This is a genomic window from Candidatus Nitrosocosmicus sp. T, assembly GCF_054408485.1.
The window spans coordinates 2,856,495-2,870,673 of sequence record NZ_CP166992.1 but is presented as its reverse complement, the minus strand read 5'-3'; the positions used below and the strand labels follow the sequence as shown (position 1 = coordinate 2,870,673).

Here is a 14,179-nt window from a genome sequence, read left to right as displayed (position 1 = left end):
CAGAATCCATCAAATATGCAGGAACAAGAACAACAAACCATATCTGCATTATCAAATGAATTGGAGGTTTTTTTACGTTCATTTAAGGATCGTGATGGTAATTACAAGTATTTTGATAAAATTAATAATATGATGGCGACATCTTCAACTTCTATTACTATTGACTATATTGATTTTGATAGTTTCAGTCCACTACTTGCAAAGGATATCACTCACAATCCAGATGAAATGCTTTCAGCTTTTAATGAGGCCGTTATTTCAATTCTATTGGAAATTCATCCAGATTATACAAATGAGATTAGAGAGCATATTCGAGTAAGAATAGGAAATTATGCTGTTCAAAAAGGACTGCGTGACATAAATGCCGATGTTATTAACAAGTTACTGGGTGTTTCCGGAATGGTAGTACGTTCCTCAGAAGTTAAACCACTAGGAAAAAGAATTGCCTATAGATGTCTCAATTGCAATCAAATTAGTTTTTCGCAATTAAAGGGATTATCTTTAAAAAAACCACAAAGATGCCTTAATTGCTCAGAAAAAGAAATGGAGATGGATGTAGAAAGCAGTCTCTTTATTGATTTTCAGTTAGTTAGATTACAAGAGTTGCCTGAGGATCTTCCTGCAGGACAACTCCCTCACTATATAGAGGTAACAATTCTTGGTGATTTGGTTGACCAGTGCAGACCAGGGGATAGGATTATGTTGACCGGAATTATTAGAATAGATCAAGAAGCATCTTTTGTTTCGGGGAATTCCACCACTCAAAGGACTTCTCTGTTTAGATTGCGAATGGAGGGTAATAATATAGAATATCTTGGAGGTAGAGCTGGAGATAAGAAAACTCGATCAATAGAGCGAATTTCAATTAGTGCAGAAGACGAACGACAAATACTAGTTTTGTCAAAAAAACCTGATATCTATGATAAACTAGTATCATCATTTGCTCCACATATCTATGGACACGAAGTCATAAAAGAATCTATTTTGCTCTTAATCGTAGGGTCAATTACCAAAAAGTTAGATGACGGGTCAACAAGAAGGGGAGATATCAACGTTCTATTGGTTGGCGATCCGGGAACAGCCAAGTCTGAAATGCTTAAATTTGCTGCAAAAATAGCTCCTAGGGGATTATATACATCTGGAAGAGGTTCCACTGCAGCGGGACTAACAGCTGCTGTGGTGAGAGATAAATCTGGAATAATGATGCTTGAAGCAGGGGCTGTAGTACTTGGAGATCAAGGGTTGGTTTGTATTGATGAATTCGATAAGATAAAAGCCGAGGATCGTTCAGCGCTTCACGAAGTTATGGAACAGCAAACTTGTTCAGTTGCTAAAGGTGGTATTGTAGCAACATTAAATGCGAGAACCTCTATCCTGTCCGCTGCGAATCCAATGTATGGCAAATACGATCCTTATAAAAATATCACTGAAAATGTAAATCTCCCAATTCCTCTACTTACAAGGTTTGATCTTGTTTATGTTATACGCGACCTTCCAGAAAAAGAAAAAGATAGTAAAATCGCCGGCCATATTTTAGAAATTCATAAGGATGTCCAAAAATCATCTCAAGCCGCTATTAATATAGATTTATTCAGTAAATATTTGGCATTTGCTAAACAAATTGTTGAACCCGAGCTAACTCGAGAGGCGATAAATATTATCCGTGATTATTATATGAAGATGAGAAATGTTGATTCAGATAGTATGATTACCGTTACACCCAGGCAATTAGAAGGTCTGGTGAGACTTGCTACTGCTCGCGCAAGATTGCTGTTAAAAGATAAAGTCGGAAAAGAGGATGCCGAGAGATCGTTGTTTCTAGTTCAAAGAATGTTGGAAACCGCAGGCGTTGATGTTAATACTGGTAAAGTTGACCTGGGTGTATTACATGGAAAACCTTTTAGTGAAATATCAAAACTAAAACTTTTCATGGAGATATTTTCCAGTCTTTCCGGAGAAGAAAAGAATGACGTTGAAGAGAATGTGTTCATTGGAGAATTAGTAAAAACCGGTAAATTTAGTGATTCAGATGCTAAATCGCACATAAAAAAGGCGATGAACGATGGTCAAATTTATGAAAGAAAAGCTGGATTCTATTCTAAAGCCTAAGGACTTTAAACAACCAAACAACCAATACATCATACGAAAAAATATTTATTATATACCCATGCCTCTTCAATTGCCTTGACTATAGTTTCTGATTCCTATATGGGATTCTTTTTGCCTAGTAACATTTACGAAAGATTATCAAAATTTCTTGATGGCGATTCGGACTTTCCATTCGTCGATCAACATGAAATTTTGGGAATTTTTTTTCTCTTCGGAAAAGATTTTGGAGTCAAAAACGATTTAGATGTATTATCTGCAAAAGATATCACACGAAAAACTATTGATCAACTAAAGCGTGAAATTTTTCTATCAAAAAACATAGCTCCTTCGAATATTAAATTGATTAAAGAAAATTATCAAAGAAGGGTTCTTCAAATTTATGTTGAAATGCAAAATAGCCCTCCATTTGAAGAAAGGGAAATAAATAAAAGGATTAGCCGAGACCCTACTTTGCTTATGTACTGTTATGCTCACCATATTTCATACTACAGACAAAAATGTTTTTTTAAAATTTATGATCCTTTTAAAAGAGATCAATTAGATAAAAAATTACATAGTTTCTTGTTAAATCGAATGGTTATGTTAAGCTATAATGTAGAAAAACCTGCTGATTTGCCTTATGATACTTTGAATCCATTTATTGATTGGATAATTCAAAATAATACATCCGGATTTAGATCAGTATTCTGATTCTGATTCTTATTACTTCTTAATTATTAAATTAATTATTATTCACAACGTACATTAATTGGTCTATTGTAATCTATAACATGTCAATCCAAGATGAATCTGGTTATATGTCCTTGTTAGATAGATTACAAAATAAACTAGGAAATGTGGTAAAGAAAGAAGTTGCCAGACTTGAAGTTCCTGTTCCAAGAGTAATATGGGTTGGACAACGAACAATTTTTAGAAATTTCATGGATTTTCCGAAGGCATTAAGACGTGATCCTGAAAAATTATTACTATATCTAAATAAGGAGTTAGCATCTGCAGGGTATATTACTGGTGAACGGGTTATTTTTTTGGGCAGAAAACCTATATCCTCATTTGGAGGTTTAATAGATCGATATGTAAAGGACTATGTTATTTGTCCTGTTTGCGGTAGCCCAGATACTAGGACAGAAAAAATTAAAAAGCTAGGCTTTATGATATGTGAAGCTTGTGGTGCAAGATCTTCTATAAAAAGTAATTATGCTTGATTGGCTTAATTGATTGATAATCACCATATCGACTGTATGCAATATTCTCTTATCATATTTTCTTTGCTTCCGGGTTTCGCTATAATCGATATGTAATTATTAGATTTAACCAAAATAATTATTATTATGGATAAAACTAAAAACAAAGATCAAGTAAAAAATGATCAAGATAATGATTATCTGTTATTAGATGATAACGCTGATGAATCTAATCAAAATTTAAAAACTGAATTATCCGTTGAAGATATGGCTGCCGAATTAAAGGACACAAGAGACGATTTGGAACACTATCGAAAATTGTATGACGACACATTTAACAAATTAAAATATAGTTTAGCAGATTTCGATAATTATAGAAAAAATATTGAAAAACAAAACGCCTTGAGGATACTTTCAGTGAAGGCCGATATTTTATCAACTGTGGTTAATTTACGCGAAGATTTTATACGTGCTTTAGATACGCTAAAACACCACAAAGTCGATATTTCAATTCTCGAAGGATTGACGAATATACTAAAAAATATTGATCTCTTTTTAGAAAAAGAGAATGTTATAGAAATAAAAGCATTGAATAGTGTTTTTGATCCTAACTTTCATGAAATTATAGGATTTTCTTATGTTGAAGATGATACGGAAGAAAACATTATTACTAAGGAGATTAGGAAGGGCTATTTATTGAATGATCGTGTTCTTCGTCCCAGTTTAGTAGAAGTTTCCAAAAAGATAATTAAAAATATCGATAATGATAATAAAGAGGATACAAAAGGAGATGAAGTTTAAATGGGAAAAATAATAGGAATTGATTTAGGAACTAGTAATTCTGCCGCTGCTTCTTTGATCGGTGGAAAGCCAGTTATAATACAAGCTGCTGAAGGCGCCTCAATAGGAGGGAAATCCTTTCCATCCGTAGTTGCATTTTCGCAAGATGGTCAATTAATGGTCGGGGAACCTGCTAGACGTCAAATGCTTTCAAATCCTGAAGGAACTGTTATTGCCGCTAAAAGGAAAATGGGCACTGATTATAAGTTTAAAGTATTGGGGAAAGAATATACTCCACAACAAATATCTGCATTTATTCTTCAAAAAATCAAGAAGGATGCTGAAGCATTTCTTGGCGATACCGTCGATAAAGCTGTAATTACTGTTCCTGCTTATTTTAATGACAATCAGAGACAAGCTACAAAAGATGCTGGAGAAATCGCCGGGCTAGAAGTGGTAAGGATAATTAATGAACCTACCGCTGCTTCACTAGCATTTGGATTAGATAAAGTCCAACATGATCTCAAACTTATGGTCTTTGATTTTGGAGGAGGAACCTTAGATGTTACCATTATGGAAATGGGTGGTGGTGTATTTGAGGTCAAGAGTACTTCAGGTGATACTCAACTTGGTGGTACAGATATGGATAATATTTTGATAGATTATCTTGTAAATGAATTCAAGAACCAGTCTGGAATAGACATCAAAAATGATAAAGCAGCGATGATGAGGATCAGAGAAGCGGCAGAAAAGGCAAAAATCGAATTATCAAACATAGTCACCACGGAAATAAACCTACCATTTTTGGCATACGATCAATCTACTGGTCCAAAGAACTTTGCTATTCCTTTGAATAGAGCAAAACTGGAGGAATTATTACGCCCAGTAGTAGAACGATGTAGAAATCCAATGCTACAAGCTATCAAGGATGCTAAATTGTCAGCTTCCGATATTGAAAAAATAGTTTTGGTTGGGGGCCCTACTCGAATGCCAATAGTAAAAGAATTTGTAAAATCTGTCATGAACAAGGAACCTGAACGTGGAGTTGATCCAATGGAAGCAGTTGCGTTGGGAGCTGCAATTCAAGGTGCAATAATTTCAGGTGAAGTATCTACTGATATTTTATTGGTTGACGTTACTCCTTTGACTCTCGGGGTTGAGGTTATGGGAGGACTTAAAGAAACTTTAATTGAACGAAATACTACTATTCCTACCAAAAAAAGTAAGGTATTCACTACCGCTGCAGATTATCAGACCGCAGTAACCATCCATGTAGTCCAGGGTGAGAGAACTATGGCTTCTGATTGTGTTTCACTAGGCATGTTTAATTTGGCTGGTATACCCCCTGCCCCTAGAAGTGTTCCACAAATTGAGGTTACATTTGATATTGATACCAACGGAATTTTGAACGTAACTGCCAAAGATCTTGCTACATCCAAAGAATCAAAGATTACTATATCGGCGAGCTCTAAATTATCTAAAGAAGAAATTGAAAAATTAAAGAAAGATTCCGATGCATTTGCTGAAGTAGATAAAAAGAAACGAGAGGAAGCAGAATTAAAGAATGAATCAGACAATTTATTATATTCTGCAGAAAAATTGATTAATCAAGACTTAAAAGATAAAGTGACTCCAGAACAAAAGGATAAAGTAAATAAATCAATCCAAGAATTAAAAGAATCGATAACGGCCAATAATGTGGATACTATAAAAACAAAAATAACAGATCTAAAAAACACATTAGCTGAAATAAGTACAGCTGCATATCAGGCCGTTCAACAAAATGCTGCTAACACTTCAAGCGCAGGGGATGTGGGATCTGATACTCCACCTCCCAGTGATAGTACTTCTAATCAAAATCCGGAAAATAACGATCCTAGGTCTGCAGCGGAAGATGCAGCCAATAAATCAAATAATACTTGATTAAGAGAATAATTCTACACTAATTATTTTTGTGATTTGTTATGAGTAAAAGAGATTATTATGATGTACTTGGCGTTCAAAAAACTGTTACTAAGGATGAATTAAAATCTGCATATAGAAAACTTGCATTAAAATATCACCCCGATCGTAATAAATCGCCAGAGGCAGAAGAAAAATTCAAAGAAATTTCTGAAGCATATGCTGTACTATCAGATCAGGAGAAACGTAAACGATATGATACGTATGGCCATGTAGGTAATGAGGAAGTATTTAGAGGATCTGAAGACAATTTTGCAGAAATTTTTAAAGATATTGGCTTTGGTAATGTAGGCGATATTTTTGAACAAATTTTTGGTAGAATGGGTGGTAGTGGTGGTGGTTTTAACAATGATCCCTTTAGCTTCAACTCTAGAACTTCAAACAGAAGAAGAAGAGGTAGAGATTTACTATATGATGTAAACATGACTTTAGAGGAAGTAGTTAAAGGTAAGAAGGAAGAGATCCAAATTCCAACAATCGAAGACTGTTCGGTTTGTTCCGGCACAGGTGCTTCCCCAGGAACTTCACCAAAAATTTGTCCGACATGTAACGGCCAGGGTCAAACCCGCAGAGTCTATAACCAAAATCAATTTTCTACCTTTATTTCGTTAGATACATGTAATACTTGTCACGGAGAGGGTAAAATACTAGAAAAACCTTGTAATACTTGTCATGGTAATGGTAAAGTTAGAAAAACAAATAACCTGAAGATCGATATACCTTCTGGTGTTGAGGACGGAGTAACACTAAGAATTTCTGGGAAAGGAGAAAGTATTCAAGGTGGAATGAATGGCGATTTATTGGTACATGTACATGTTACTCCCGCATCAAATTTTTAAAGTACTTGATGATGGAGATTTGATGTATAATTACAATGTTTCATTCATTGACTTGATATTAGGAACAGAAACAAGGGTTCCAACCATAGATGGAACTGAAAAACTGAAAATCCCTGCTTGTACCAAGGCTAATGCTGTTTTTAAAATCAAAGGAAAAGGTTTGCCAAGATACGGAAAATTTGGAAGAGGGAGTCAATACGTAAAAATCGAAGTAAAATTGCCTGATAAGATTAATGATACCCAAAAAAATCTATTAAAAGATTTATCAAAGGAATTCAAAAAAAATGAACAATAAAAACAAACTATTTTTCATACACATTTAGATCAATATTATATTATATGGTAGCAATAGAATCTTTTAATGTAAGTAAAATATACAAAAATTCCAATAAAAAGGCGTTAGATGATATCTCTTTACAAATCGAAGAAGGAAAAATATCTACGTTATTAGGAAGAAATGGTGCCGGAAAAACTACCTTTATACGTATTTGTTCTACTCAAATGTTACCCACATCAGGAAAGATATTAGTATTCGGTGACGATATACTCATGTCTCCTGAAAAAATACGCCCAAAAATTTCTATAGTTCCACAGGAAGGAAGACCTTTACGCGCATTAACTCCGTGGGATCATATTTATAATTGGTTGAGGATACGCGGCGAAAAGAAAGAGTCCGCATCACAGAAAACCTCTGACATATTACAAAGACTAGATCTTTTTTCAGCAAAAGATATTCCTGCATTGAATCTATCTGGAGGAATGAAACAGAAGATTTTGGTTGGTATGGCCATGGCAACTGAATCACCTTTGCTATTTTTGGATGAACCTACTATAGGTTTAGATCCAGTATCACGACGTCAGGTATGGTCCATCATAAAAGATTGGAAAAATAAGGGAATAACCATTGTTTTAACTACTCATTATATGGATGAAGCCGAAATGTTGTCTGATTCTATATTTATTATTGACGAGGGTAGAGTCGTTTCTAAAGGAAATATGAACGACTTAAGAAATACTCTAAATTATAAAATAAGAATTGACATCAACATATCAAAGGATTATAATGTTCATGATTTAAGGAACTTCATCAATTCTTTTGGCAAAACAATTAGTATGAGTTCTGACTCTATAAGATTATTTACTTATGAGAATAATCTAAGAGAAATATCTGATATTTTGGTTCGTAATAATTTGTCATTTTCTGTATCTCCTATAACATTAGATGATATTTTTGTAAATCTTGTTGGTGGATCTGATATGGAATAAATCCTTTAATTTTTATTAGAATATATGTTGGGCTTTTCAAAAATAATTTATGCGGGAGTTGCCAAGCCTGGTCAAAGGCGTGAGATATTTAAAACACGATGCTCAGAAACCAGGATAATTGAGATACCTCATCTCTTAGGGGTCCGTGGGTTCAAATCCCATCTCCCGCATCAGAAACTTTTAAGTTTCTTTCTTATTAATAGGCGAGTTTGCTCCATTGCCTATAACGAATGTTGGACTTAAATGATCTTATAATCCCTTAATATATAGTGATTATTAGATCATGAAAGATGAAAAGGTTACAATAATAAATTAAATTTAATGTGATATCATGTCCAATAGATATTCCAGAATAGCAACACGACAGTTAGTCTGTAGTGCACTAAACATTTTAACTATGAGTGTTATTTATTCAAATTCGTATTTTGTAATTAGAATAATATACAGATATCAAATATTTTAATACACTTATTCATATACTAACAAAGACATAATCCTGCAAATAAAGACTGGAATTGAATTTCTTTGCCTTTCTTTGGTCTCAATTCAATTCACTCATCTATACCGTATATATACTCCTTATATTACCAATATTATTTAGCGGGGTGGGGAAGCCAGACCTTTTTAGGGGCTAGGTTATCCCGGCGGGCTCATAACCCGCAGAGCGGTTTCTGTGCCTTTAAAGCCAGCCGTAAGTTCAAATCAACCCCCCGCTATCTTTTATCCACTTTGTACTTCTTAGCAAATATCTTATTTCCATACTATTAAATTGCTTCTCCATGCCATATCTGGATGATGGCTTAGTGAGGTGTCGATGAGCAATAGGTTCCGGAATATATAGACCCGTCTTTATTTTTCTATCTTTTTCCGTCTTTATTTTTCCACTATTTCTATTTCTTATTTTACAAATGTGACATTGATATCCTTTATTCTTTCCCTCTGATTTCATATTCTTAGAACACTTCTCGCAAGTGGGGTTTCTAATGTTATACACTCTTTCTAATTCTTTGATTATGAGGTATTCTAAGTTGAGTGTAAATTGATTATTTGATTTTAGATGTGCACCATATCCTACCTCGATCCTATCTCCAATTACTAACATACTTGCAATCTTTGTCAGACCTGTAGGTTGGTAAACCGCAACGGGTAATATGTTACCAAATCCATCCTTTATTTTAAATATTACGTGTCCGCCATTAATTACGGATGGTGTAGATACAACCTGACAAGTTATACGTCCTGCGGTATATGGTTTAATGTTATTTCCACTGTTCTCTTTGACTAGATGTAAATTCGTTCCTTGATTGGATCTGAATATCATATAACCGTCTAATTCTTCTTCTATACACAAGTTTTTTAGAAATAATGTGGTTATTAAAGGGTCTTCTCCTCTAATACCGCAAAACACTGGGTCAGGACCACGAGGAGTAATTAGTATTCTATTATTTTTAATGTCGAAATTATTGTAGGTATATGGATATGATTCCTCGCTTAATTTTTTTACTTTAAGGTCATCCATTTTTCTATTAGTTCCAATATTTTCTTTACTTCTATATGCGATTGTTTCAAATGTATGATCCGAATCTAAAAGACAACCTGTTGCTGCAAGCGCACCTACAATTCCATATCCTTTTCCAAAAATACTGAATTGCATATTATTCTTCATAGCTATTTTTATGGCTAGTTGTTTACTTAATATGGTATCCATAGCACTTTCACTAAACGATGTCAAGTCTTTACTAATGTCGTTCCCTTCATAAAAAACCAAACCCGGATTGGCTCCGTTTTCTAATTCGGAATAGTTCTCTACGGCATGAGTGATCTCCTCTTTGATTTTTTCATAATTTCTTCCTCTTATTCTTAAACAAACTGCACCGTTTCCTCTAGTTTTAAGAGGAACATTGGGATTTAGCCTTATTAAGAGTGGAAAATCAATAAATTCCACATGAAATTTTTTTATTAACATATTTGATATTAAATAAGATAGATGGGTAGTACATCTTCCATTTATTGAGTCAGTATCATCAAATCCTATATGCAGAGCTTTCTCATCACTAGGTTTATTCCAATTATTCATTAGCAACAATTACGTCTATATTGTATTGAGTATTCCATACTGTCTAATAAAAATACCCCAAAGATTTAAGGATAAATTTTAGGATTATAGAAAATTCTTATACCTTTTTGATCCAATATTTCAGGTTGTTAAAATCCATCGATAAAATCGATTTTGAAAAACGAAATGGAATCATCCCTGTAGTGGTTCAAGATATAAGGACTAAAGATATTTTGATGCTTGGGTATGCAAATAAGTACACCTTAACCAAAACTGTTGAAACTGGAAATGCCCATTTTTGGAGTACTTCTCATAATAGATTGTGGATGAAGGGTGAAGAATCAGGGAATATTCAACCAGTAGAAAAAATATTAGTTGATTGTGATTCTGATGCATTATTGTATCTCGTTAATTCCATGAAACCTGCCTGTCATACAGGAAATCGTTCATGTTTTCACAATGAATTAAGCTGATTGATCCTCGTAGTTAAGTAATACTAAATATTATTTAGAGAGATTTATCTATCATATTGTTCTTCTTTATTCAGAAATAATGGGAATTATAAGTGCACTAAAATGTAGAGAATGCAATAAAGAGTATTCCCCAAGGTTTATATATATCTGTGAGGATTGCTTTGGGCCATTAGATGTCCAATATAAAATAGATACTACCATTACCAGGCATACATTTGAAAATCGTTCAGATTTAACCTACTGGAGATATTTTGAAATTCTTCCGATAGAAGACAAGAAAAATATAGTTAGTTTAAATGGTTCGATCACTCCGTTGCAAAAAGCAGATAATTTGGGTAATAGTCTGGGTGGATTTAAAAATTTATACATTAAAAACGATTCTGTAAATCCAACTTTTTCTTTTAAGGATAGACCTGCAGGGGTTGCAGTATCAAAAGCTAGAGAGATGAATTTATCTGCCGTGGGCTGTGCATCTACTGGAAATCTCGCATCTGCTACTGCCGCTCACGCAGCAAAAGCAAATTTACCTTGCTACATTTTCGCACCCTCTGACATAGAAGATATTAAAATCGCACAAGCTTTGTCATACGGAGGCAAATTTGTAGCTGTAGATGGTACCTATGACGATGCTAATAGGATTGCTTCAGTAATTGGAGATTCTAATGGTTATGGAATTGTAAATATAAATATGCGACCTTACTACGTTGAAGGCTCTAAAACACTAGCGTTTGAAGTATTGGAACAATTGAATTGGACAGTCCCTGATGTACTAGTAATTCCAGTAGGAAGTGGGGCTATGTTGAATTCCATTTGTAAAGGATTTGAAGAAATAATGAATCTAGGATTAATTTCTGATATTTCTAATTTAAGGATAATTGCTGCCCAACCCAATGGATGTGCACCTATTGTTGATGCTTATAAGAATAGATCTAATGAAGTTATACCAGTAGAAAAACCTACTACTATTGCAAAAAGCTTAGCAATAGGGGATCCTGGTGACGGACTATATGTACTAAAACGTCTAAGACAATTTAATGGAATAGGAGAGAAAGTTACCGATTCTGAAATTAAAAATGCTATTTTATTACTTGCAAAATCCGAAGGAATATTTACCGAACCTGCTGGTGGTGTGGCTGTAGGAGTTTTAAAGAAACTAATAGAGGAAAATAAAATCGATAGAGACGAAAATATAGTATGCTACGTTACTGGTAACGGACTTAAAAGTACCGAATCTATTGCTGATCTTCTTCCTACTCCTAGTTCAGTAAAACCTGATATCAGGTTAGTTTCTGCAATGATCCATTGAACAAACGGATATAAATCGAAAAATTACGGTGTTAATTATAAATTGACCACTATAGAATTTGTTGTTCCGTCCGTCTTAAACAAAGGCGCAGGAGAGAGAAAAATGTCTATTGATGCTTCAACCTTAGATGAAGCATTCAACATTGTATCAGGTATTATGGGTGATGATTTTAAACGTAGAGTTATAGACATTAATGGGAAGCCTAGAGCATTAATTAATATTTATATTAATGGAAAAAATATGCGTTTTAACACTGCAGGAATGGGTTCAGTTTTGAAAGAAGGCGATTCTATTTACATTCTACCTGCAGTTGCTGGTGGAGCTGAAATAACTAATCAAGATATGCTGAGATATTCGAGGCAAATTATGCTCGAGGAAATTGGTTATGTGGGGATGGAAAAACTCAAAGATACAAAAATATGTGTTGTCGGTGCAGGAGGAATAGGAAACCCAGTTTTAGCTCAATTAGTGGGAATGGGAATAGGAGAGATTCGAATAGTTGACAGAGATGTAATAGAGATCTCCAATCTTCACAGACAACATTTGTACACTGATGAGGATATAGGAAAGGTAAAAGTTGAAGCTGCCTTTGAACGTTTACAGAAAATGAATCCCAGCGTTAAAATAGAAGCTATTCCTATTTCTGTTACTAAATTTAACGCTGAAAAAATAATTAAAGGATATGACATAGTTATTGATGCCTTGGATAGTATTGATGCTAGATATGCTCTAAACGATGCATGCTTAAGGCTGGGCATACCCTTTATTTATGCTGGAGCTCTTGGAATGGTTGGTTCAGTTTGTACTATTCTCCCAAATCAGAGTGCTTGTCTTAGATGCATCTTTCCTGAATTGTCTGAGGATGAAATGCCAACTTGTAGTACTGAGGGAGTACATCCGTCAATTCTTTATCTTGTCTCAGGAATTCAGGTATCTGAAGCAGTAAAAATTGCAATTGGACAGCAACCATCATTAGTCAATAAATTATTATACGTAGATCTAAATGATTTAGTTTTTGATAAAATTCAAATGAATAAACATGATGAATGTCCCTCCTGCGGATTGCATGTTGAACAAAAAGATATCAAAATACCGTCTATTATGGTAGAAGAATTGTGCGGTAGAGATCGAGGCAAGAGAACGTACACTGTTACCCCTGCCCAAATTACAAACGAAGTTGATTTATCAAACATTTTGAAAATCGCCGAATCTAATGGATATATATTGAAATCAAAAGGCAATTTGGGTATAACTTTGTCCCTTCAAAATCAACTACTTATTAGCTTCCTTACGAGTGGAGCTGCTACGATTGTTGGAGCAAAAAGCGAAGAAGAAGCATTGTCTATCTACAATACTTTTACGGAGGAATTGAAACCAATAAGTTAGCTAGTATTTTTTTATTACTTTGTAATATTTTATAGAGATCAGTTTTAATATTTGGTATTTTATTTCACTGTATAGACATGTCTTTAGAAATTCAATATTTTCCTATTGTTATTAACAAAAAAGAGAAAATAATAGCAACTGATGATGATCGCGTTCTATCTTTAGATGATGACACTTCAAAATCTGATAATTTAGATAATAACCAAGAAGAAAAAGAAGAGGTAAAGGAATTAGAAAAAGAAGAGGTAAAGGAATTAGAAAAAGAATTAGAAGAGGATGATGAAGAGGATGAAGAATTAGAATTAGAAGAGGATGATGAAGAGGATGAAGAATTAGAATTAGAAGAGGATGAAGAGGATGATGAAGATGATGAAGATGATGAAGATGATGAAGATGATGAAGATGATGAGGGAACATCGAATCGCACGAATAGAAAGGAAACAATAAAAAACAGTTCTGATCATAGGAACATTGATTTAACTCCTATAACTAAAAGCTTGGAGACCATTAATAAGAATGTAGATAAACTGTTTAAAGAGATTCAAAAGATACAAAAAGTAACTCAACCATTACAAAAAGGTCTCAATTCTATTGAAAAGCAGTCCATATCTATCAAACAAACTCAATCTTTACTCAAGGAAATGGATAAAAGAATATTAAAAATAGAGAAAAATGTTACAACCAAAACAGCAAAAAATACCCCATCCAATTCTAGAACCTCTACTAAAACAGCAAAAAATACCCCATCCAATTCTAAGAAATCAATTAATAAATCTTCAAAGAAACCGGCCGATACTAAAAAAAAGAGAAATAAATAGATA

General features: G+C 33.9%; 13 protein-coding genes and 2 tRNA genes. 14 read left to right on the top strand and 1 reads right to left on the bottom strand.

All coding sequences use genetic code 11. The annotated features are described in order from the left end of the window. Positions 1 to 15 precede the first annotated feature (15 nt). The 10 genes from AB0A59_RS14815 to AB0A59_RS14770 all read left to right on the top strand — a co-directional run bounded on the left by AB0A59_RS14815 (position 16) and on the right by AB0A59_RS14770 (position 8,853). Positions 16 to 2,109 carry a minichromosome maintenance protein MCM gene (locus tag AB0A59_RS14815; protein WP_458747624.1) on the top strand — a complete coding sequence of 698 codons (2,094 nt, stop codon included), beginning with the start codon at positions 16 to 18 and terminating at the stop codon, positions 2,107 to 2,109. A gap of 75 nt (positions 2,110 to 2,184) precedes the next feature. Then, a complete protein-coding gene (locus tag AB0A59_RS14810; protein WP_458745007.1) occupies positions 2,185 to 2,799 on the top strand; it encodes a hypothetical protein in 615 nt (204 codons plus the stop codon). A gap of 80 nt (positions 2,800 to 2,879) precedes the next feature. Continuing rightward, positions 2,880 to 3,311: a translation initiation factor IF-2 gene (locus tag AB0A59_RS14805; protein WP_144731169.1), complete on the top strand. Its 432-nt coding sequence runs from the start codon at positions 2,880 to 2,882 to the stop codon at positions 3,309 to 3,311. A 126-nt stretch (positions 3,312 to 3,437) separates the two neighbouring features. Beyond that, a complete protein-coding gene (locus AB0A59_RS14800) occupies positions 3,438 to 4,091 on the top strand; it encodes a nucleotide exchange factor GrpE (RefSeq protein ID WP_458745005.1) in 654 nt (217 codons plus the stop codon). Further along, positions 4,092 to 5,993: a molecular chaperone DnaK gene (dnaK, locus tag AB0A59_RS14795; RefSeq protein WP_458745003.1), complete on the top strand. Its 1,902-nt coding sequence runs from the start codon at positions 4,092 to 4,094 to the stop codon at positions 5,991 to 5,993. Positions 5,994 to 6,034: 41 nt separating this feature from the next. Beyond that, a complete protein-coding gene (locus AB0A59_RS14790; RefSeq protein ID WP_458745001.1) occupies positions 6,035 to 6,871 on the top strand; it encodes a DnaJ domain-containing protein in 837 nt (278 codons plus the stop codon). Positions 6,872 to 6,893: 22 nt separating this feature from the next. Continuing rightward, entirely contained in the window at positions 6,894 to 7,166 is a 273-nt protein-coding gene (locus tag AB0A59_RS14785; RefSeq protein WP_458745000.1) for a DnaJ C-terminal domain-containing protein, read from the top strand. A 44-nt stretch (positions 7,167 to 7,210) separates the two neighbouring features. Continuing rightward, on the top strand, positions 7,211 to 8,137 hold the full coding sequence (locus AB0A59_RS14780) for an ABC transporter ATP-binding protein (RefSeq protein ID WP_458744998.1): 927 nt from the start codon (positions 7,211 to 7,213) through the stop codon (positions 8,135 to 8,137). Positions 8,138 to 8,188: 51 nt separating this feature from the next. After that, positions 8,189 to 8,307: transfer RNA gene (locus tag AB0A59_RS14775), tRNA-Leu, on the top strand. Positions 8,308 to 8,736: 429 nt separating this feature from the next. Then, positions 8,737 to 8,853 (top strand) — tRNA-Met (locus AB0A59_RS14770). Here the strand turns inward: AB0A59_RS14770 and AB0A59_RS14765 are convergent. Then, entirely contained in the window at positions 8,835 to 10,214 is a 1,380-nt protein-coding gene (locus AB0A59_RS14765; protein ID WP_458744996.1) for a TiaS agmantine-binding domain-containing protein, read from the bottom strand. The two genes, AB0A59_RS14770 and AB0A59_RS14765, sit on opposite strands and share 19 nt — an antisense overlap. Before the next feature lie 125 nt (positions 10,215 to 10,339). Between AB0A59_RS14765 and hisI the strand changes: the two genes are divergently transcribed. From hisI to AB0A59_RS14745, 4 genes are all read left to right on the top strand, one after another. Beyond that, positions 10,340 to 10,666 (top strand): phosphoribosyl-AMP cyclohydrolase, encoded by a 327-nt coding sequence (hisI, locus tag AB0A59_RS14760; RefSeq protein ID WP_458744994.1) that lies wholly within the window; start codon positions 10,340 to 10,342, stop codon positions 10,664 to 10,666. A 79-nt stretch (positions 10,667 to 10,745) separates the two neighbouring features. Continuing rightward, positions 10,746 to 11,972, top strand: a complete 1,227-nt coding sequence (gene thrC / locus AB0A59_RS14755; RefSeq protein ID WP_458744992.1) for a threonine synthase — start codon at positions 10,746 to 10,748, stop codon at positions 11,970 to 11,972. A gap of 42 nt (positions 11,973 to 12,014) precedes the next feature. Continuing rightward, the gene (locus AB0A59_RS14750) at positions 12,015 to 13,358 is read left to right on the top strand and encodes a ThiF family adenylyltransferase (RefSeq protein WP_458744990.1); all 1,344 of its coding nucleotides are present in this window, start codon (positions 12,015 to 12,017) and stop codon (positions 13,356 to 13,358) included. 77 nt (positions 13,359 to 13,435) lie between these two features. Further along, positions 13,436 to 14,176, top strand: a complete 741-nt coding sequence (locus AB0A59_RS14745; protein WP_458744989.1) for a hypothetical protein — start codon at positions 13,436 to 13,438, stop codon at positions 14,174 to 14,176. Positions 14,177 to 14,179 lie beyond the last annotated feature (3 nt).